At 68.5% G+C, this 19,710-nt stretch carries 22 protein-coding genes; 7 read left to right on the forward strand and 15 right to left on the reverse strand.

Annotation, left to right across the window (positions count from 1 at the left end; genetic code table 11):
• Positions 1–15: 15 nt before the first annotated feature.
• Positions 16–1,041: a LacI family DNA-binding transcriptional regulator gene (locus PZC42_RS14070; protein ID WP_277212166.1), complete on the reverse strand. Its 1,026-nt coding sequence runs from the start codon at positions 1,039–1,041 to the stop codon at positions 16–18.
• 177 nt (positions 1,042–1,218) lie between these two features.
• Here PZC42_RS14070 and PZC42_RS14075 point away from each other — a divergent pair, with 177 nt between their 5' ends.
• Positions 1,219–1,863 carry a GDSL-type esterase/lipase family protein gene (locus PZC42_RS14075; protein WP_277212167.1) on the forward strand — a complete coding sequence of 215 codons (645 nt, stop codon included), beginning with the start codon at positions 1,219–1,221 and terminating at the stop codon, positions 1,861–1,863.
• A gap of 70 nt (positions 1,864–1,933) precedes the next feature.
• Here PZC42_RS14075 and PZC42_RS14080 read toward each other — a convergent pair whose 3' ends face one another.
• Positions 1,934–2,590, reverse strand: coding sequence for a hypothetical protein (locus PZC42_RS14080; protein ID WP_277212168.1), 657 nt, complete (start codon positions 2,588–2,590; stop codon positions 1,934–1,936).
• 221 nt (positions 2,591–2,811) lie between these two features.
• Here PZC42_RS14080 and PZC42_RS14085 point away from each other — a divergent pair, with 221 nt between their 5' ends.
• Positions 2,812–3,396 carry a DNA-3-methyladenine glycosylase I gene (locus PZC42_RS14085; protein WP_277212169.1) on the forward strand — a complete coding sequence of 195 codons (585 nt, stop codon included), beginning with the start codon at positions 2,812–2,814 and terminating at the stop codon, positions 3,394–3,396.
• A 38-nt stretch (positions 3,397–3,434) separates the two neighbouring features.
• Here PZC42_RS14085 and PZC42_RS14090 read toward each other — a convergent pair whose 3' ends face one another.
• The 4 genes from PZC42_RS14090 to PZC42_RS14105 form a co-directional block, all read right to left on the reverse strand.
• Positions 3,435–4,103, reverse strand: a complete 669-nt coding sequence (locus PZC42_RS14090; RefSeq protein ID WP_277212170.1) for a zeta toxin family protein — start codon at positions 4,101–4,103, stop codon at positions 3,435–3,437.
• A 233-nt stretch (positions 4,104–4,336) separates the two neighbouring features.
• Positions 4,337–4,582, reverse strand: a complete 246-nt coding sequence (locus PZC42_RS14095; protein ID WP_277212171.1) for a hypothetical protein — start codon at positions 4,580–4,582, stop codon at positions 4,337–4,339.
• A 237-nt stretch (positions 4,583–4,819) separates the two neighbouring features.
• Positions 4,820–5,443, reverse strand: coding sequence for a hypothetical protein (locus tag PZC42_RS14100; protein ID WP_277212172.1), 624 nt, complete (start codon positions 5,441–5,443; stop codon positions 4,820–4,822).
• A 68-nt stretch (positions 5,444–5,511) separates the two neighbouring features.
• The gene (locus tag PZC42_RS14105; RefSeq protein WP_277212173.1) at positions 5,512–6,252 is read right to left on the reverse strand and encodes a hypothetical protein; all 741 of its coding nucleotides are present in this window, start codon (positions 6,250–6,252) and stop codon (positions 5,512–5,514) included.
• A 405-nt stretch (positions 6,253–6,657) separates the two neighbouring features.
• On the opposite strand from PZC42_RS14105, the gene PZC42_RS14110 reads away from it, so the two are divergent.
• Positions 6,658–7,209, forward strand: a complete 552-nt coding sequence (locus PZC42_RS14110; protein WP_277212174.1) for a hypothetical protein — start codon at positions 6,658–6,660, stop codon at positions 7,207–7,209.
• Between the two features lie 422 nt (positions 7,210–7,631).
• Here PZC42_RS14110 and PZC42_RS14115 read toward each other — a convergent pair whose 3' ends face one another.
• The 8 genes from PZC42_RS14115 to PZC42_RS14150 all read right to left on the reverse strand — a co-directional run bounded on the left by PZC42_RS14115 (position 7,632) and on the right by PZC42_RS14150 (position 13,248).
• Positions 7,632–8,015, reverse strand: a complete 384-nt coding sequence (locus PZC42_RS14115) for a hypothetical protein (RefSeq protein ID WP_277212175.1) — start codon at positions 8,013–8,015, stop codon at positions 7,632–7,634.
• A gap of 159 nt (positions 8,016–8,174) precedes the next feature.
• Positions 8,175–9,233: a PDDEXK nuclease domain-containing protein gene (locus PZC42_RS14120; RefSeq protein ID WP_277212176.1), complete on the reverse strand. Its 1,059-nt coding sequence runs from the start codon at positions 9,231–9,233 to the stop codon at positions 8,175–8,177.
• A 180-nt stretch (positions 9,234–9,413) separates the two neighbouring features.
• Positions 9,414–9,563 (reverse strand): hypothetical protein, encoded by a 150-nt coding sequence (locus PZC42_RS14125; RefSeq protein ID WP_277212177.1) that lies wholly within the window; start codon positions 9,561–9,563, stop codon positions 9,414–9,416.
• A gap of 188 nt (positions 9,564–9,751) precedes the next feature.
• On the reverse strand, positions 9,752–10,402 hold the full coding sequence (locus tag PZC42_RS14130; RefSeq protein WP_308199839.1) for a translation initiation factor IF-2 N-terminal domain-containing protein: 651 nt from the start codon (positions 10,400–10,402) through the stop codon (positions 9,752–9,754).
• A 389-nt stretch (positions 10,403–10,791) separates the two neighbouring features.
• A complete protein-coding gene (locus tag PZC42_RS14135) occupies positions 10,792–11,175 on the reverse strand; it encodes a DUF952 domain-containing protein (RefSeq protein ID WP_277209233.1) in 384 nt (127 codons plus the stop codon).
• Positions 11,176–11,184: 9 nt separating this feature from the next.
• On the reverse strand, positions 11,185–12,231 hold the full coding sequence (locus tag PZC42_RS14140) for an IS630 family transposase (RefSeq protein ID WP_277212179.1): 1,047 nt from the start codon (positions 12,229–12,231) through the stop codon (positions 11,185–11,187).
• 76 nt (positions 12,232–12,307) lie between these two features.
• Complete coding sequence (locus PZC42_RS14145; RefSeq protein ID WP_277212180.1) at positions 12,308–12,757, reverse strand: hypothetical protein; 450 nt, start codon at positions 12,755–12,757, stop codon at positions 12,308–12,310.
• Between the two features lie 29 nt (positions 12,758–12,786).
• Positions 12,787–13,248 (reverse strand): DoxX family protein, encoded by a 462-nt coding sequence (locus PZC42_RS14150; protein WP_277212181.1) that lies wholly within the window; start codon positions 13,246–13,248, stop codon positions 12,787–12,789.
• A 91-nt stretch (positions 13,249–13,339) separates the two neighbouring features.
• On the opposite strand from PZC42_RS14150, the gene PZC42_RS14155 reads away from it, so the two are divergent.
• From PZC42_RS14155 to PZC42_RS14170, 4 genes are all read left to right on the forward strand, one after another.
• A complete protein-coding gene (locus tag PZC42_RS14155) occupies positions 13,340–14,479 on the forward strand; it encodes an App1 family protein phosphatidate phosphatase (RefSeq protein WP_277212182.1) in 1,140 nt (379 codons plus the stop codon).
• A gap of 102 nt (positions 14,480–14,581) precedes the next feature.
• On the forward strand, positions 14,582–16,219 hold the full coding sequence (locus tag PZC42_RS14160) for an SLC13 family permease (protein WP_277212183.1): 1,638 nt from the start codon (positions 14,582–14,584) through the stop codon (positions 16,217–16,219).
• Between the two features lie 37 nt (positions 16,220–16,256).
• Positions 16,257–17,852 (forward strand): ATP-binding protein, encoded by a 1,596-nt coding sequence (locus PZC42_RS14165; RefSeq protein ID WP_277212184.1) that lies wholly within the window; start codon positions 16,257–16,259, stop codon positions 17,850–17,852.
• Positions 17,849–18,526, forward strand: coding sequence for a response regulator (locus PZC42_RS14170; protein ID WP_277212185.1), 678 nt, complete (start codon positions 17,849–17,851; stop codon positions 18,524–18,526). Before PZC42_RS14165 ends, PZC42_RS14170 begins: the two co-directional genes overlap by 4 nt.
• Positions 18,527–18,541: 15 nt before the next feature.
• Here PZC42_RS14170 and PZC42_RS14175 read toward each other — a convergent pair whose 3' ends face one another.
• Positions 18,542–19,603, reverse strand: a complete 1,062-nt coding sequence (locus PZC42_RS14175; protein WP_277212186.1) for a class I SAM-dependent methyltransferase — start codon at positions 19,601–19,603, stop codon at positions 18,542–18,544.
• Positions 19,604–19,710 lie beyond the last annotated feature (107 nt).

Raw genomic sequence — 19,710 nt, forward strand, 5'->3', positions numbered from 1 at the left:
GACGGTGGTGCGGGATCAGTCCTCTCGCGGGGCGGCCGTGCTGCCCCGGTCGATCAGCTCGGGCGAGACGAACCGGACGACGTGCGGTTCGTCGGCTCCTGCCTGGCCCTCGATGCGGCGCACGAGCTCGCGCACGGCCATGCGGCCGAGGCGGTCGGGCGCGCTCTCGATCGAGGAGTACGGCAGGGAGAAGGTGCGGGCGAACTCGTCCGAGTACCGCCCGACGACGGACAGGTCGGCCGGTGCGGAGAGCTCGCGCTCGTGCAGCACCGTCGGCAGCGCTGCCGCGGCGGCCTCGTTGTTGATGAGCAGGCCCGTGGCGCGGGGGTAGGCGTCCAGCAGGCCGTGCAGGTCGTGCCCGACCTCGGGCTGGTGCGCCGAGCCGAACTCGGCGTGCAGGGTGATGCCGCGGACGCGGGCGGCCTCCGTCGCGGCGTTCTGCAGGCGCCACACGTAGGCACCGCCCCGCTCGACGACGTGCTCTGGCTGGGAGACGAGCACCAGCTCGCGGTGCCCGAGCCGGTGCAGGTGCTCCACCATGAGGCGGCCGGCGTCCTCGAAGTCGAGGTCGAAGACGTCCACGCCGGCGCAGTCCGCCGGCAGGCCGACGAGGGCTCCGGGCTGGGGCGCCTCGCGCAGGATCGGCAGGCGGTCGTCGTGCTCGGCCACGTTGAGCAGCACGATCCCGTCCACCATTCGGGAGTCCGTCATCCGCCGCAGGGCGTTGCGACCGTCGGCCTCGGTGGCGAGCAGGATGTCGTAGCCGAGCTCGCGGGCCGTGTTGGAGACGCCGAGCATGTACTGCAGCATCGCCGGGGCGAACTCGTCCTCGAGGAACTGGGCGAGCAGACCGATGACGCGGGTCTGCGAGGTGGCGAGGGCGCGGGCGCCGGCGTTCGGGGTGTAGCCGAGCTCGCGGACGGCGGCCTCGACGCGACGGCGGACGTCGGCCGAGATGGTGCGCTTGCCGGACAGCGCGTACGACGCCGTGCTGCGCGAGACTCCCGCGACCCGGGCGACGTCCCCGATGGTGGCCACCATGCCTCCTCGATCTCTCTCCGTTGCGAACCGGTTCGACGGTACAGCGTGTGACGCCGGTCATGCAAGGGCGAGTTTTTGGCCTGTTTCCGCGGGGCAAGGATGTGGTCGTGTCGAACCGATTCGTCACTATCGTGCGCAACGAGCCTGCCCACCGCCGGCGGGAGGTACGTTCGGCTCGTGCCCGACCGACCCCGCGACCCGCGGATCTGCTTCCTCGGCGACTCCTACACGGCCGCCGTCGGTGACCCCAGCGCGCTCGGCTGGGTCGGCCGCGTCGTCGCGGCGGCGCACGCCGCGGGCCACACCCTCACGGCCTACCCCCTCGGCGTGCGGGGCGAGACGTCGGCCCAGGTCGCCGACCGGATCGACACGGAGCTCCGGCCCCGCCTCGTCCCGGGCGCCGACAACCGGGCGGTGCTGGCGGTCGGGGTGAACGACACCGTCGCGACCGACGACGGGCCACGGCTCTCGGCGGCACAGAGCGAGGACGCGCTGCGCCGCGCGGTCGCCACGGCCCGGCGACGCACCGCGGACGGCGGCGTCCTCGTCGTCGGGCCACCCGCCGTCGACGACGACGCCCAGAACGACCGCCTGCGCGCGCTCGACGACCGCTTCGCCCGCACCTGCCACGCACTCGGGGTGCCGTACGTCGCGACCTTCGCCGCAACCGTCGGGCACACGGTGTGGCGCCACGAGGTCGCCGCAGGCGACTCCTACCACCCGGGCGCCGCCGGGTACGCGGCGTTCGCCGAGGTCGTCGAGCCGGCGTTCCTCGCCTGGGTCGACCCGGCGGCCGGTGGCGCGCCGGCGGCCTGTGGATAACCTCCACGGGATGTCGGTCCCGTCAATCGGGCTGTGGCCACGACCTGCCGGGAAAGCCGTCGTCCAGCCCCTATCCGCTCGAGGCAGCCTCCACCTGCGACTCAAGCTCGGCCCACGTCAGAGCCTCCCACCCGGACTCAAGGTCAACGAGCCCACCGATCACATCGCCATCGTCCTGAATGACCATGCCTTGGGGAAGGGGGGTGAATCCGAGAGCGTCGTCGGGGATCCCATGGGCCCCGCGAACCATGCCCCTCTCGGAGCTGATGAGATAGAGAATCATCTCTGTCCCTGCCGGTAGGGCCCGGTTCCAGTGCTCGATCGAGTACTCCAGGTCGTCACCCATCCAAGGCCCCTGGTGGAGCGTGACGTAGACCGGCCCGTCTCCGACGGCCCCACCGTGGTCCTGATAGGTCTCCTCCACCTCGACTTCGAGGATCACGTACTGTTCGGGCGCGTCATCCTCGTCGGACTCAGCGATGGATCCACCTTGCACCACCGTCAGAAGGCGACCGCGAACGATGGCTTCGCTGCCACCTTCTTCGACCAGCTCCTCGGGCGTACTCGCGGGCTCGAAATCGAAATGCACCTGGCGCAGCACCTCGACATTGACACCACTCACCGCAGAGCTCTCTCCGGCGCTGCCGCCTGACGGACCTGCACAGGCGCTGAGCACGATGGTTGCGCAGGCCAGAGTCGCCACGTAGGCGGGGAGTCGAGCGATCATCATTCCTCCGTATGTGCGGGACATCATGGCTACGCTCGTTCCTCGGGCCCATCCAAACCAGCTCATGCCCTACGGATACTGGATTGCCGGCCTGCCAGTGACCCCTACAGCGCACACGGGCATCGTTTCCGAATCGCGACCTGTTTCCCTGTGGAGTGCGGTGAGCGTTTCCACCTGCTCGACGTCCACGGGATGTCGGTCCCGTGGGTCAGGCTGTGCCCATGACGACGACCCCGGGTCCGGCACGCTGCTTCGGCGACGGCGACCCGCTCTACGCCGAGTACCACGACACGGAGTGGGGCCGCCCTGTGCACGGCGAGGCCGAGCTGCTCGAACGGATCGCGCTCGAGGGATTCCAGTCCGGGTTGTCCTGGCTGACGATCCTGCGCAAGCGTGATGCGTTCCGCGAGGTCTTCGCCGGGTTCGACCCCGAGCGCGTGGCGGCCATGACGCCCGACGACGTCGAGCGGCTCCTGAGCGACGCCCGCATCGTGCGCAACCGGGCCAAGATCGAGGCCACCGTCGCCAACGGCCGGGCCGTCCTGGCCCTGCACGAGGCCGGTCGCACACTCGACGAGCTGTTCTGGTCCTTCGCTCCCCCGCCCCGGGCGGAACGGCTCGCCACCTGGCAGGACGTCCCGGCGACGACGGACGAGTCGAAGGCCCTGGCCAAGGCGCTCAAGAAGGAGGGTTTCCGGTTCTTCGGCCCGACGACGGCGTACGCGGCCATGCAGGCGTGCGGGCTGGTCGACGACCACCTCGCCACGTGCCCGGCCGTCACCGGCGCGAACCCTTCCGTACCCTAGGACCGGGCACTCTCCGCCAGGTGGCGACCGGACCATGGTCAGGTCCCAGGTCTATCGCCGGGCCACTCTGCTTCGCGATCGTGTCGCCCCTGCCCGAGGAGACGATCTGGCGTGGACTCCTGCTGCTCGTCGCGGCGGCCGTTGCCTGGCAGCACGACGGCACCCTGGTACGCCTCCTGCCAACGTTGCGCGATCCGCGCCTGAGACAGCTCGTACGGAACCTCGACGTCGACGACCTGCACCTCGTAGCCCGCAGCCGCCAACCGGCCACCAAGCTGCACCGCCTTGTCCGGGTCCGACAGCACCGAATCCAGGACCATATTCGTCCCCTCCCGCATCGCCTCGTCGCGCAGGCGCCGCGCGAGGTAGGCCGACTCCTCATGCACGAGCGCGGCGAGCTCGAGGGGGAAGAACTGTTCCCCGTCGGCCTCTCGCTCAGCGACGGCTCGCGGCTTGAGGAAGCCCTCGTAGCTGCCGTCGGCGACCGCCTCGCGCAGCAGCTTCTCCTTGAACTTGTCCGCGTCAACGACGAGCCATGCACTCCTGTCGAGCCCCAGGACATCGTTCTGCACGTGCCCCTTGCCAGCTCTTGGAGGACCAGCCAGCACGATCGCCTTGCCCTCGTGCCGCACACCCGGAACCTCAGCGCGCGCCTCGTCGAGCAGACGACGCCACAACGCGCGTCGCCCCGCCGTGGGGCTGGCCACGTCGCCATCGAGGAACCAGTCCGTCCTGCGACGGGGGAGCGTGGCCCGGGTGCTCGTAGTCCATCGAGGCGGCGCACAGCATCGTCCCCGCGGCGCGCGGGCCACCGCGATCATCACCCTCAAGCCTGAGCGACCCAAGTGATCGCAGGCGTCCTCATCGTTGTAGCCGCTGGGGTCGCCGGCGCAGCGATTGGCGGCGGCGCCTCCCTCTGGGTAGCGCGCCTCACCCGGACCTACCGGACGCCGAGCCGCCACGCCGTGCCCGGCACAGCGAGTCCCAACCCCCCACGCCGGCGTAAGGGGCGGTACTCCGGCCTGTGCGACGTCCGCTGCCCAGTCCAGCCCAGCACGAAGAGGACCAGGAGGGCGCAACCGCGTGCGAGTCGCAGCACGAGCCACATCCGCCGGGGCAACAGGCAGACGGAGAACGTCGCCAGGGACGGCAGCGTCAGCGCCTCGACGGCGTCCGCACCGGACATCCTGCTCACCTCCTGCCGCGGTCGTACGACGGGCGGGCGACACCCTGCGGGAACCGCCATCAGCATCCTCCCAGTCTTGAGCACCTGGCCTGACGCAAAGCCGACGCAGCATAGTTCTGCCGAGACATCCCACGACAGGTTCTCGTGGACATAACGGGAACTTCACTGAGCGCACCAGACAGGCGAGCCCACGACACAAACAAGTCGTGGGCTCGCCTGGGATGCAATGCTCAAGGATCAGCTCGTTGTTACCGAACGCACCCCGTTATACGTGAGCCAGAATCCAAGGTAAACATCGGTCTGGTGCTGGTTGCTCCACGCCTTGTAGTCGGAGCGATACTTCACGGCCGCTTTGGTAGTGCGAGTGGACTTCGTCCGGTACAGGTCCCGAACAGGATCGGTGATCGATCCGGTTCCAGACTTTGCGGTAGCACTACCGGCACCCTTGATCTCCGCGTTCGCTGCGCCGAAATAGGTTTCGTAGGTGACCTTGAATCCTATGCGGTAGATGCCATTATCGCCAACGACCCGGCAACCGCTATAACGCATCCGAGCAGAATTTCCGGATACGGCGTCGCAACCCGTAACACTTGCAGATTGCGTCGCGACCGTGCCCGGAGTGCTATCAGTTGGGCCTTCCGCCGCCGTCACAGAGATGGATCCGTCGGCAAACGTGGCGATCGTGGCGGGAGTGCCGTCAAAGGATCCCGAAGTCACGGACACAGGCTCACTGTAACCATCTGTCGCCTCGATCGAACCAGTCGTCAAGAACTTGTGCGTGAGTGCGTCTTGTACAGAGGTCGAAACCCCGTACTTCGTCCAGAACTCTCGAGCTTCGTCGAGACCGTCGTTCGCTGCCACGGGAGTAACTGATGAGGCAAAGATGACAGAGCCCAGTAGTGCTGAGGTGGCAATCTTTCGTAGGGTGTTCAACCTTCTGCTCCCTTTCGCGCCCACCGCGTCCAAGCGGTGTCTTTACCGACAAGTGCTCGCATCTCATAGGTGCCCGAGGGGGAGCCAGCAAAACCGGTATACGTGCTCACGGCCTTTGCCCACGCTGATCCACTCGAGTTCTCTCGCGACTTGACCAACGAAAGCTTCGCCGTCGTCGCCGTACCGGTTTTGATGCTGCGGAACGGAGAGTGAACATCGGTGATCTGGTCGTATCCACCCTGGACCAGAGTGTAGGAGATGTAGAACCCCATTGTCATAATGCCAGTCGAAGCCGATGCCCTGCAGTCGTATCGGTTCGCATATCCCGACCCTGTAGACGACGACTGGCAGCTACCTACTCCTAGTGGCCCAATCTCGCCAGAGATGGGCTTGCTGGGCTTCTCAACCTCTTCGACAGAGATCGATCCGTCCGCGAAGACAGATGTGATCTTCACGACGTTTGCGACGCTCTCTCTGGTTGTCGATTCAGGTTCCATTTCGCTCATGGAGTCCCACATCTCGCCGCGTTCGAGTTTCTCGAATAGCTCGTCTTGAACCGCAAGAGATACCCCGTTCTCGTCGAAGAACTGAGTGAGTTCCTCGTGATCCGAATCGGAGAGCTCTTCCGGCGCAGCAGAAGCCGGGGCCGCACTCAGCGCTAGGGCCAAGACAGATAATCCGGCAACAATTGCTAGGCAACGATGCCTAAAAGGACGACTGGCCGTGACCGGTGTCATGCATTCTCCTTGCATCAGCAAATAGTGACACGAAGAAGGTCGCACAGCGATGCGCGAGCGACAAGCGCCATCCGTGTGACGTATATCACAGTAACAATCGCCCTGATCCGGCAAATAGGCATTGCTGTAGCGAGGTCGGCGTGAGTCGGTCAGGCGGTGGGCATCAGCAGTGCAGGCGTTGTAGATGAGTGATCAGCTACGTAGAACCTCGTTCGGGCGACGCTCTGTGCAAGAGGCGTCACCCGTCCGACGGGTTGCTAGCTCGTGTCGGCGCAGGCGATCACGCCGGGGCGGCGCCCGCAGGCCCGCCCCCTACCGGGAAGCGCTCAGCACTCCGGGAAGGTGGCTTCTCGCCGGGCGGCTCCCAAACGGAAGGCCGAGAGCTCTGGATGGTAATATGTGTTCATGACGAAGGTGCGCCCTGATGACGAGAAGGTTCGCTCGCAAGCAATCCTGCAAGCACTGCCGACATTAACGGCAGGAGTTGGCTACATCGTCATTTCCATGCTTGTCATTGTTGGTCACCCGATATCTTACGTTCTGATCATGATCGTCCCTGTCGTTACGGTTCTTACTGCACGCCTGGCTACATACTATGCGGGACGCATTATTCATCTCACTCCTAGAACGTCTGGCTATGTCGCTGTCGTTTTGACAACTCTTCTCCTTGGCTACGTTAGTCTGCTGATCCATTTTCCTGGTCCTGCTTTTCTCCTCGGCCTTGCTTTCCTATTGCTTGGTATCGCGCATCGTGACGCCCGCGCTTGCTCGATTGCATTTGGCGCGATGGTCGCATCTGTTCCGCTCGACATCATGGGGCCGCTCGCGCGAAGTGCTGTCGGAGGTGTTGAGGTATGGAAAAGCGTTTCCCTCAGCGTTGTGGGCATGGCGATCATTTTGATCAGCCTGTATTTCGTTCTCCGTGATCGTCGCCTACCACGCCCGAAGGCGCGCTAGTTTTACTGAAACCCAATATTGTTACGATCGCTGCCGTGACCTGCAGTGACGTGGTGAGCTGGTCTGGACGTAGGACGGGCGGCCCACCGCGTCAGGGTTTGTATGGATCTTCGAACCGTCGGCGGTGACCGCGGAAGCTGCGGTAGCGGTCGATCGATCGGGTGGCGGAGTTCGCGTCGCGGTGGGACGGATCTGGGCCGCATCGCCGCCCTCGCCGAGATGGGTTCGGAGCTCACCGCCCTCGAAGTGGCGAATCCCTGACTACACAACGCCGCACAAGCGAAGGCCCTGGCGGACTCTCCGTAGCATCGGACATAACGTGACTTATCGGTCTAGCGTCAGCGCCGACCTGGATCGGGTTCGGATCGGACCAAGAAGGCTGAGAACCTCGGACCCTGCGGTACGCACCAGACGGTGAGCGATCACGGCTCGTCGTAGCGCAGGCCGGTGGCCCGTTCGTAGAGGTCACGCACGCTCATGCTGTGGACGCCGAAGGGCCCGCTGACGCTGACTGTGTGAACGTGCTGCCGGATCTGGCGGCCCTCCTCGTTGTCGAAGCTCAGCGGTATGCCGAGCCATACGGCAAGGTTCTCGTGGGGGTTGAGCTCCAGGAGGATGTCGCTCTTCTCCTTACCAATGGACTCCTCCCTCCACGTAGCCGCTAGCACGCCGTCAACGAGTTCAAGGTCGGTGAACGCATCGGCCATCTGGACGCCGGACGCAGCCCTCTCGTCGATGAAAGCCTGAACGGTCGCTTGAGCCTGCTCCTGGGTGACGGGGGCTTCGGGGGCCTGGTCGTAGGTCATCTGCACTCCTTGGTGGATGAAACTGCCATCGTGATGATGTCCCAGGGCTCTGACACTCGTGGGGCTTCTGCAGTCCACCGGGGCAAGCCGAGATGCGCCAGCCACCTCGACCGCGACGGAGTCTGCTGCGAGTAGCTCTCGCCCCAGCGGCCCTGCTCGTCAGGGGCGGTGGTCGAGCTCGTCCTCGATGACAGCCTCGAGTTCCGCTGCGCTGGGCAGCACTCCGCGCGCGTCTGCGGGGAGTCCTTGGTAGTCCGCGACGGCGACGGGCGCGCTGGTGCTGGCCAGCGCGTACCGCACCGTGGGGCCGGACTTTCCGGTGCACAGCAGGATCCCGATCGTCGGCGCGTGGATCTCGGGGCGACGGAACTGGTCGTCGACGATCGCGACGTAGGTGCCCAGCTGGCCGACGTGGCCGGGTTCGAAGGAACCGATCTTGAGCTCGACCACCACGTAGCGCAGCTGCTCGACGTGGAAGAACAGCAGGTCGACGAAGAACTCGTCGACGCGATCGCTCGCGTCGTCCGGCACGCTCAAGCGCACCTGCCGGCCGACGAACGCCATGCTGCGACCGAGCTCGAGCATCGTGTCCTGCAGCCGGTCCATCAGCGCCTGCTCGACGTCGCGCTCAGCCACCCGTTCGACCATCGCCAGGTGCTCGAAGACATAAGGGTCCTTGACCAGCTGCTGCGCCATCTCAGAGTCAGGGGCCTCCAGGGCAGCAGTGAAGTTCGTCGGTGCCGCTCCGATAGCGCCGCGAAGGTCCGCCTTGATCTGGTGCTCGAGCACCGCGCGCGACCACCCGTCTTCCACTGCCCGCGCGGCGTACCAGTCGCGCTCTTCGCGGCTCTTGAGGCGGTCGAGCAGCACCGTCACGTGCCGCCACGGCAATCGTCCACCAACGTGGTGGACGAACTCCTCCTCCGTGGGCCAGGTCTCCGCGGCCCGCCGCATGTACAGCAGGTTCGACCGTGACCAGCCACGCTGATCGGGGAACTCACGCTGCAGGTTCGCCGCCAACGACGTCACAACTTTGCTCCCCCACCCCGCGGTGCGCTGCCGCTCGAGGATGTCGTGCCCCACCGACCAGTACAGGCGCAGCACCTCGGTGTTCGCCGCCCGCGCCGCCCGAAACCGCGTCGCGCGCACCCGCGCCTTCAGATCCGCCAACAGCTCGGCGTACCCGACCGGCTCGAGCTCGTTCCCCGGAGACGTCATGCGTGACACCCTGCCCCAGGACACCCACAGCGCCTTCGCTCCCCCGGCGATCGCGACCCGGTCGCTGCCACCTCGACCACAGCCGGGGCCCTACCTAGCACGAGGACAGATGCCCGGGGCATCTGTCTGAAAGGCAGACCTCTCCCTACCCAGTAGTGGGTCGCGATTTGCGCCGCTGCTCTACTTGCGCTGCGCCCTGGCGAGTCGAACCGCGCGCCGGTTGACGCGGTTCGAGACCAGGGGCAGCAGTCGGATCACAAAGTGTCCGACTGCGTGGAACAGGGCAGCAGTTGCGGACACGATCACCGTGATGGCGGTGAGATCCTCCATGTCGCAACCTCCCTCTGGGTGGCCAGCTCGTCGCTGGTGGTGCCGCAGCCGATGTGCTGCGGAGTCCGGTTTGTCACGTAGGGGCGGTCAAGGTCGCGTCCTGAGCAGTTCGCACCGCCAACGTGGCTGTGACGCACGAGAGCCCGGCCACTGGCCGGGCTCTCGTCTTGGTTGTCGTGGGATGTGGGTCAGCGGCGCCGTGCGACGCGCAGGACCTGCATGGGGTCGAAGCGATGTCCACGGCCGGCCTGCGGGAGTGGATGGAGATGGCCCCGGAGCACCCACGTGCGGATGGCCGATGGCGTGACGCCGGCGATGCGTGCAGCCTCGAGTGTGGTCACCGGCCTGCGGGTCATCGAGGGCCGGATCGGAAAGGGCACTGGAGGGCGTCGAGTGTTGGCACGGGCTCGATCTCGCGCCGTCTCGAGGTCGACTCGTCGGAAGAGGTGGGCACGTCCGCGCGTCCCCACGGGGGAGAGATAGCCGCGGTGTACCCACTGACGTACAGCCGCCGGCATGACGCGTAACTCGCGTGCCCCTTGGGCCGCGGTGAGTTGCTCGCGCGGATCGTCGCAATCCTCATCGTCCCGCCATGGCGCAGACGTCGGTCTGGGCATCGATGGCCGTGGGACCGCCTGGTCGGGCGGCACGCCCGCAGCACGACGTAGGTCCGCGGCGAGCTGGGGATCCAGGAGCGAACTCGCGGAACGGATCCAGAAGACACCGCGATCGCGCAGATCACCAAGCAGCTCGCTCGACGTCAACCCGAGCTCCTTCGCGAGCTCATGAACCCGTATTCGCACGCTCTCACTGTGACAGTGTGACGAGCGTTGGTCCACGGGGTGTGCGTGCCGCCATCATCCGTCCAGGTCAGGGCACAAAAAAACCCCGAGCGAATCCCGGGGTTTCTGTCTTTAGGCGGAGTTCTTCCGTCAGCGTCGATGATACAGCAAGAAATCTGACTCGGCATGTGCCGCGCGCGCAGCCGCCATCCGGGTACAGCTCGGATCCGCCGGGACGAGGGCGAGATCATGCCTACGAGCGGATGGCCGCCGGGGCGAGGGCAGGCAGTCCTTCGGCGCTCTTACGGGTGAGTCGGAGTACCGCGCTCGCTGTCGCGCGGCCCGATGCTCATGTCGAGACCCTGCAGCCCTCTGCCTACGGAGCTGGGCCGCGCCGGTCGCGTCGACCGTGAACCGGTGTCACGCAGTCTCGGTCGACCCTGGGCTCAGTCTCCGGGGCCCGTGGACAGCGCCCATCCCACGAGGACCCCGTCGGTGACCGTCACCGGGATCACCTTCGTGATGACGGCCAGCGGCAGGTCGCCGCCGTAGACGTGGGGGAAGGGCGTCGGGTCGTCGGGGTCACCCGGTTCCTCACGCACCTCGAGCCCGTGCTCCAACAGCAGTACGGGGTCGATGCCGAGGGCGACCATCGGGCCGGTGACGTCGTCGTAGACGAAGCTCGTGACCAGCGCGAGCTGGTCGGCGTAGGAGCCGTGGAGAAAGCCCACCTGCTCGATCGACGCGCCGCGGGTCGACTCGCTGAACACACCCCGCAACTGGGCCTGCATCCAGGTGTCAGGGTCGGTCAGGTGCCAGACGGTAGGCATCCGACCACACTAGTGGTCCGTCTTTGAAGTCTGCTTCGGGTTGGCCTTCGCGAGGACTTGCTCGGCGGTCTTGGTCCAGATGAAGGGGTGGGAGCGGTCGTTCCAGCCGTCGATGAAGGCGCGGATCTTGGCGTTGAGCTCCTTGACGGACCTGAACACGCCGCGGCGGATGGCCTGGCGTTCGACGATGCCGAACCAGACCTCTACGAGGTTCATCCATGAGGCGTGGGTCGGGGTGAGATGCACGTGGTTGCGGGGGTTGGCCGCCAGCCACGTGCGAACTTCGGGGGTCTTGTGCGCGGCGTAGTTGTCCATGACCAGGTGCAGTTCGACCTCGGGGTAGGCGCGGGCGACCTGGCGCAAGAACGCGAGGAACTCCTGGCGGCGGTGGCGAGCCTTGAGTGCCGCGGTGATCTGCCCGGTCGCGATGTCCAGCGCGGCGAACAAGGTCGAGGTGCCGTGGCGCACGTAGTCGTGGCTGCGGCGCTCGATCAGTCCGGGCTGCATGAGCAGGACCGGCTGGGTGCGGTCCAGGGCCTGGATCTGGGACTTCTCGTCCACGCACAGCACGACCGCGTTCTCGGGCGGTGCCAGGTACAGGCCGACGACGTCGGTCACCTTGCCCACCAGCTCGGGGTCGGTGGAGAACCGGAAGGACTCCGCCCGCCACGGCTGGACCCCGTAGGCCCGCCACGCGCGGGCGACCGTCGCCGGGCTCACCTTCAACCGCGCCGCCAGCAGCCGAGACGACCAGTGCGTCACGCCGAGCCGCTTCGGCGGCGGGGTCAGGGTCGCCGTCACGATCTTGCGGTGATCGATCGTGCGCGGACGCCCTGGCCGCGGCGCGTCCCCCAGACCGGCCAGCCCCCGCGCCAGATACCGGCCGCGCCACAACCGCACCGTCGGCAACGAGACCCCCACCAGCTCGGCGACACGCTCGTTGCTCTCACCGTCGGCGCCGAGCAGCACGATCCGAGCCCGACGCGCCATCGCCGCCGCGACCGTCGAAGAACGCACCCACCGTTCCAGCTCTGCTCGGTCACCATCACGCAGCATCAGCGCTGGGGCAGGTCGATTCGCCGTACCCCATGATCTCGAACATCAACCAGAAAGTCATTTACGACACGCGACACTAGCCCTCGACGTCCTCGGGCGACACCTCGTGCCCCGGGCGGCCGTCGGTGCGGCGGTCCTGCTTCATGCGCGCCTCCGCCAGGTGCCGGACGCCGCCCGCGAGCTCCTCGCGGGCCCGCCGCTCGTGGTCGCGGAACACCTGCCAGTACCCGTCGTCGTAGTCCTCGACGATCTGGAAGGTCCAGCGACCGGGAAGCACGTTGCGGCCGACGAGGTCCTCGGAGATCCGGCGCGCGACGTCGTCGTGCCCGGCCTCGCGCAGCTTGTCCACCGCATCGCCGAGCGCCAGGTCGGCCTCACCGGTGAGCTGGTGGAACGTGTACAGCTGGCCGCGGGCGCGCTCGACGGTCTCGAGCGCCTCGCTCAGCATGCCGAGCGCCTCGACCGTCGCGTCCGAGACGCCCTCGGGGGTCCGGTGCTCGCCGTCGGGCAGGTCCTTGTCGCTCATCGCCGCATGCTATGCAGGGCACGCGCACCTCACCCGTCGGAGCGCGGACCCGCCTCCCCGGCGCCACGCACCGCCGACCACGCGCCCGTCGACCAGAGCGCCAGTGCGACGAGTACGACCTGGAAGGGCAACCGGGTCAGCCGCTTGGCGTCGGTGTCGAGGCCGAATCCGTCCTTGCCCTCGAGCCACTGCGCGACGTTGCCGGGGAAGATGACCACGAAGAACGCGGCGGCGACCAGACCCACCGCCACCTTCCAGCGCGACAGCACCACGAGGGAACCGCCGATGGCGATCTCCGCCACGCCGGACGCGAGCACCGTGACGTCCTCGTCGACCGGGAACCAGCCCGGCACCTGGGCCTGGAACTCCCCGCGCGCCACGGTGAGGTGCGAGACGCCGGCACCCACCAGCGCGAGCCCGAGCGCGATCCGTGCCAGCGTGCGCGGCACGGACGTGCGGGGCGAGGGCCGGGTGAGCACGGAGAGGTCCATGCGGGCGATCGTCGCACCGTGCGCACAAGCGCGCGACCTGGTCTGATAGCGGCGTGGACAGCCGGCCTGCCCGCGATCGGAGGATGACCGCATGATGACCCAGACCCCGCACCCGTCGCAGCGCCCGCACCTGGCTGCCGTGCTCGAGGACCGCTTCTACGCGGCGGCCGGCTGGCTGCTGCACCGTGCCGGCTGGCGGCCCCGCATCGAGGCGTACACCGGGTACGGTTCGCCGCGCCGGGTCCGGGTCCTCGCCCGGGTGCTGCTGGCCCGGCCGGGCCGGGTCGCGGCGGACAACGCCTACCGTGCCGGACGCCGGGGATTCCGTCACTTCCTCACGGTGCCGGCGCCCCACCGTCGGGTCCAGGTCCAGGTCGGCGGCGCCAGCCAGGTCGTGCTCACCGACCGGGCGGGCTACCTCGACGTCCAGGTGGACGTCCCGACCGACCCGCCGCTGCTGCCGGGCTGGCAGCGCGCCCGGCTGCGGGACTGCGGAGCGCCGACGACGGCGGAGCGGGCGGCCGAGAGGCGCGACCCCGGTCCACAGAGCTCAGCCGATGCTCCGCTGCTCGTCATCGACACGCAGACCCGGTTCGGCGTGGTCAGCGACATCGACGACACCACCATGGTGACGTCGGTGCCGCGCCCCCTGCTCGCCGCGTGGAACACGTTCGTGCGCCACTCCAGCAAGCGGCGGGCGGTGCCAGGGATGCCCGAGCTCTACCGGGAGCTGCGCGAGGCCCACCCGCAGAGCCCGTTCGTCTACGTCTCGACGGGTGCGTGGAACACCGCGGCGACGCTCCGGGCGTTCCTCGCCCGGAACGCCTACCCGCCGGGTCCGCTGCTGCTCACCGACTGGGGTCCCACGATGACCGGGTGGTTCCGCAGCGGGCAGGCGCACAAGGACGCCAGCCTCGACCTGCTGATGTCCTGGTTCCCGCACGTGCGCTGGCTGCTGGTCGGCGACGACGGTCAGCACGACACGGGCATCTACGCCCGCGCCGTCGAGCGGCGGCCCGACCAGGTCGCGGCGGTCGCCATCCGCCGGCTCGGTCCGGCCGAGCAGGTCCTCGCGGGCAACCTGCCCGACGGCGGAGCGGGAGCGGGGCCGGAGGGCGCGGCGCTCGAGGGTTCCGGCGCACGGGCCGCGGTGCCGACCGTCGCGGGGGCGGACGGCTTCGAGCTGGCCCGACGCCTCGCCGAGGTGCCCGGCGTGCTCCCGGCCGGCTGAACGGCCGTCGTCTCCCACGACCGTTAGGAACAGAAGCGAGACACCGCGACGTGACCCGTGTCACCTTCGAGGAGCAATGACGCGATCACGGAGGTGTCAAGGATGACGACCACGCTTGAGGGAGCCGAAGCACGCGCCCGCCAATCGGCAGGGCCGCGACCAGGGGCGAACGAGGAGCATCTGCCGGGACTGCGGCTGTGGATCGGCCGTATCCTCGGCCCGGTCCTCGGAGCAGCCGCCTATCTCCTGCTGCCGGAGGACGCGGCGCTCTCCGACGCCGCCCGCGCCACCGCGGCGATCGCGATCATGATGGCCGTGTGGTGGATGACCGAGGCCTTGCCGCTCGCCGTCACGTCGCTGATACCGATCGTCGCGTTCCCGCTGGCCGGGGTGCTGGCGGTCGGTGACGCCACGGCACCGTACGCCTCGCCGACGGTGTTCCTGTTCATGGGCGGGTTCATGATCGCGCTCGCCATGCAGAAGTGGAACCTGCACAAGCGGATCGCGCTGGTCGTGATGCGGGCGATCGGGACCAAGCCACGCCAGCTGGTGCTCGGCGTCATGATCGCCACCGCGTTCCTGTCGATGTGGGTCAGCAACACCGCGACCACACTGATGATGCTGCCCATCGGCATCAGCGTCCTCGCCCTGGTCGCGAACAAGAAGGCGAGCGCCCGGAAGAGCGGCGCCGCCGGTGCGGACTCCACCGCCGGTGCAGACTCCGCCGCGGACGACAAGGGCCCGGTGTCGGAGATGTTCGCCGACAAGGACACCAAGAACTTTGCGGTCTGCCTGATGCTCTCCATCGCCTTCGCCGCGACCATCGGAGGTCTCGCCACCCTGATCGGGAGCCCTCCGAACCTGATCCTGGCCGGATTCGCCGAGGAGACCCTCGACACGACGATCGGCTTCGCCGACTGGATGAGGATCGGCGTGCCGCTGTCGGCCGTGTTCCTCGTCGTGGCCTGGTTCCTGCTGACGCGGGTCATCTACCCGACCAAGCTGACCAGCGTCGTCGGCGGCCGCGAGGTCATCAACGACGAGCTGGCCAAGCTGGGCCGGATGTCGCGCGGCGAGTGGATCGTCGCCGCGGTGTTCACCATCACGGCCCTGCTGTGGGTCTTCCGGGACGTGATCACCGAGTCGGGCGTGCTGCCCTTCATGGAGCACGTGGACGACGCGATGATCGGTATCGCGGCCGCCGTGGTGCTGTTCCTCGTCCCCGCCTCGTCGCACCAGGGCAAGCCAGTCATGACGATGGACTGGCGCACCGCCCAGTCCGGCATCCCGTGGGGCGTGCTGCTGCTCTTCGGCGGCGGCCTCTCCCTGGCGAGGGCCGTGCAGGAGACGGAGCTGAGCAACTACATCGGCACCCAGCTCGACGGGCTCGGGGTGCTGCCGTCCGTGCTCCTGGTGCTGGCGGTGTGCCTGGTGATCCTGGCGCTGACCGAGCTGACCAGCAACACGGCCACGGCCGCGACGTTCCTGCCCGTCCTCGCCGGTGTGGCGTTGGGGATCGGCATCGACCCGATGCTGCTGCTCGTCCCGGCCGCGTTCGCCGCCACCTGCAGCTTCATGCTTCCGGTCGGCACGCCGCCGAACGCGATCGTCTTCGGCTCCGGCTACGTGACGATGGGGCAGATGCTGCGCGCGGGCGTGTGGCTCAACCTCATCGGCATGGTGCTGATCACCGGCGCGATGCTGCTGCTCGGTGGCTGGGCGTTGGGCATCACCGTCTGACGTCGGTCTCCACCAGGAGGCCTGGAACACTGATCCCATGCACCGACGCATGAGCCTTGCCCGGCAGCTGTTCGTGCTGCAGCTCAGCGTCATCGTGCTCCTGGTGGGTTCAGGGACCCTGGTCGCGTTCCTCGACGCGCAGCGCGTCAGCGAGGCCGGGGCCGAGCGCCGGGTACTCACCCTGGCCTCGGCCCTGGCCGAGCTGCCCGAGGTCCGCGCGGCACTGACCGAGGACGACCCGTCGACGACCCTGCAGCCGATCGCCGAGTCGGTGCGCGAGGCCACCAGCACCGACTTCATCGTGTTCATGGCCACGGACCGCACCCGCTACTCGCACCCGAACCCGGACCGGATCGGCGAGCCGTTCCTCGGCACCATCGGGCCCGCGCTCGCGGGCGGCACGGTGACCGAGACCTACGACGGCACGCTCGGCCCCTCGGTCCGGGCGGTCCTGCCGGTCTACGGCGAGGACGGCGAGGTCGCCGCGCTGATCTCCATCGGCGTCCTGCGCAGCCAGATCGGTAAGGAGCTTCTCGCACGGGTCCCGGCTCTGCTCGGGGTGGCCGCCATCGCGATCGCCGTCGCCGCCCTCGGCTCGTGGGCCATCAGCCGGCGCCTCGACCGGCAGACCCTGGGACTCGGACCCGTCGAGATCACCCGCATGTACGAGCAGCACGACGCCGTGCTGCACGCGGTGCGCGAGGGACTCGTCATCGTCGACCTCGACGGGAGGCTGACGCTCGCCAACGACGAGGCCGCCCGGCTCCTGAGCCTGCCCGCGGACGCGCAGGGGCGGGAGGTCGGCAGCCTCGGTCTCGACGAGCCGTTGCGCACCCTGCTGCGTACCGGCGAACAGGTGAGCGACCGGCTCATCGTCTACCGCGACCGGGTGCTCGTCGCCAGCTCGGAGCCGGCGACCAAGGACGGCAAGGTGCTCGGTGTGGTCACCACCCTGCGTGACCACACCGAGCTCGAGACGTTGAGCGGCGAGCTCGACTCCGCCCGCGGGTTCGCCGAGGCCCTGCGCGCCCAGGCGCACGAGTCGGCGAACCGGCTGCACACCGTGGTCACCATGATCGAGCTCGGCCAGCCGGAGAAGGCGGTCGAGCTCGCCACCGTGGAGCTCGCCTCCGCGCAGCAGCTCGCCGACCAGGTCATGGGGTCGGTGGACGAGCCGGCGCTCGCCGCGCTGCTGCTCGGCAAGGCCGCGCAGGCGCACGAGAAGGGCGTCGAGCTGGTGGTCTCGGACGACACCGAGCTGCGCGACGTCGACGTCTCGGCGCGCGACCTGGTCACCCTCGTGGGCAACCTGGTCGACAACGCGATCGACGCCGCGCTCGCGGCCCCACCACCACGGCGGGTCACAGTGCTGGCCCGCGGCCAGGACGGTGGCCTGCTGTTCGAGGTCGCCGACTCGGGTCCAGGGGTGGACCCGGCGCGGGTGGACGATATCTTCACCCGTGGGTGGACGACCAAGACGGCGTCCGGGGCGCACGGGCAGGGGCTGGGCCTCGCGCTGGTCCGTCAGGTCATCACCCGGTACGGAGGCAGCGTCGAGGTCACGCACGACGGCGCCACGACGTTCAGCGTGCGGCTGCCTCCGGCGCACGCACCCGGAGGAGGGACCCGATGATCAGGACGCTCGTCGTCGAGGACGACCCGCAGATCGCCGCGGCGCATGCCGAGTACGTCGCGCGGGTCCCCGGGTTCACCGCCGTGGGCGTCGTGCACCGCGGCAAGGAGACCTGGGACTTCGTCGCGCGCCACGACGTCGACCTCGTCCTGCTGGACTTCTACCTGCCGGACATGACGGGGCTCGACGTCTGCCGTGGCCTGCGGGGGAAGGGGCACCTGGTCGACATCATCGCGATCACGTCGGCCCGGGACATCCGCGTGGTGCGCTCCGTCGTCGCCTACGGCGTCGTGCAGTACCTGCTCAAGCCGTTCACGTTCGCCGCGTTCAAGGACAAGCTCGAGCGCTACGCCGCGTTCCGCGACCAGCTCACCGAGCACGGCGCGGAGGCGGCCCAGCAGGACGTCGACCGCGCGTTCGCCGCGCTGCGCGGGAGTCGCGAGGCGGCGGTCCCGAAGGGAATGAGCGAGGCCACGCTGAGCGCCGTCGTCGACCTGCTCCGCGAGGCCGGCGACGCTGGCCTCTCCGCCGCCGACCTGGGCGACCGGCTCGGCACGGCACGGGTGACCGCGCGGCGCTACCTCGAGCACCTGGCGAACCACGACCTCGCCGATCGGGTACCCCGGTACGGCGGGACCGGGCGGCCCGAGCACATCTATCGCTGGCGCCCCTGAGCACGCAGCCCGACCTCAGCGCAGCTCGTAGAAACGCCAGAAGCCGAAGTTCTCGATCGGCACGTCGGTGACGCCCGTGAACCCGGCGTCGTGGGCGTACCTCTCGACCGTCTCGCGCCGGATCACGGTCCCGGTGCCGACACTCCCGGGGTGGCTCAGGCTGTCCGGCAGACAGCACAGCGTGCTGAACCCGTACAGCATCCGCTGGATGAGGTCGGCGGGCACGGCGAGCTCGTCGTCGGCGGCCTCGTCCATGACGACGACGGTCCCGCCGTCGGCGAGGGAGGCCCGCACGGCGGTGAGCACGTCGACCGGGTGGGGCATGTCGTGCAGGCACTCGAAGAGGAACGCGACGTCGTACGGCCCGCCCTCGACGTCCTCCCCGGCGCTGTGGACGAACTCGACACCCTCGACACCCGCTTCGGCAGCGATCGCCCGCGCCCGCTCCACGGAGGGCCCGTCGATGTCGATACCCACCACCCTGGTCTCGGGGTAGGCGCGGGCCAGGGCGATCGTCGACCAGCCGTACCCGCACCCGATGTCCGCGATCGCTGCCCCCGGTCTCCCGAGCGCCGCGTGCAGGTGCGGCACCCCGGCGAGCTCTCCGGGGAGCACCTGCTCGAACCACGGCCGGTTCATGTCCGCCTGCCCGTCGCGCGCGTCGTCACCGAGCTGGTCCCACGACACCCCGCCGCCCTGCCGGTACGCGTCGACCAGAGCGGGGAGCTGGATCGCCGACGCCGCGACGAGCCGGATGAACGGCGCTAGGAAGTCCGTGGAGCTGGTGTCGGTGAAGACGGCGACCCCCTCGGCGTCCAGGCCGAACCGCCGGTCCCCGTCCTGACCACCGCCGTCGTCGCAGGTGAGGAAGCCCGCCGCGGCCTGCTGCTCGCACCACTCACGGGCGTAACGCACCTGGGTGTGCGTCCGGTCGGCGAGCGCGGCCGGCGTGAGCGGGCCGGCCGCGGCGAGCTCGCGGTACCAGCCGAGCCGGTCGCCGAGGTAGACGGCCAGACCTTCCATCATCGCGACCCCGGTCTCGAACACACGGTCCGCGAGGGGTGGTGTGGTCTCCATCCTTCGAGGGTGCGCCTCGCCCGGGCTCGACGTGACCGGGTGCGGCGGGTGAAATCTTCGAGCGGAGTTCAACCCCCTCGTGTCTGACAAATGTGCGACAAGGCGGA

It is taken from the genome of Isoptericola croceus, assembly GCF_029382255.1.
Classification (GTDB): domain Bacteria; phylum Actinomycetota; class Actinomycetes; order Actinomycetales; family Cellulomonadaceae; genus Isoptericola; species Isoptericola croceus.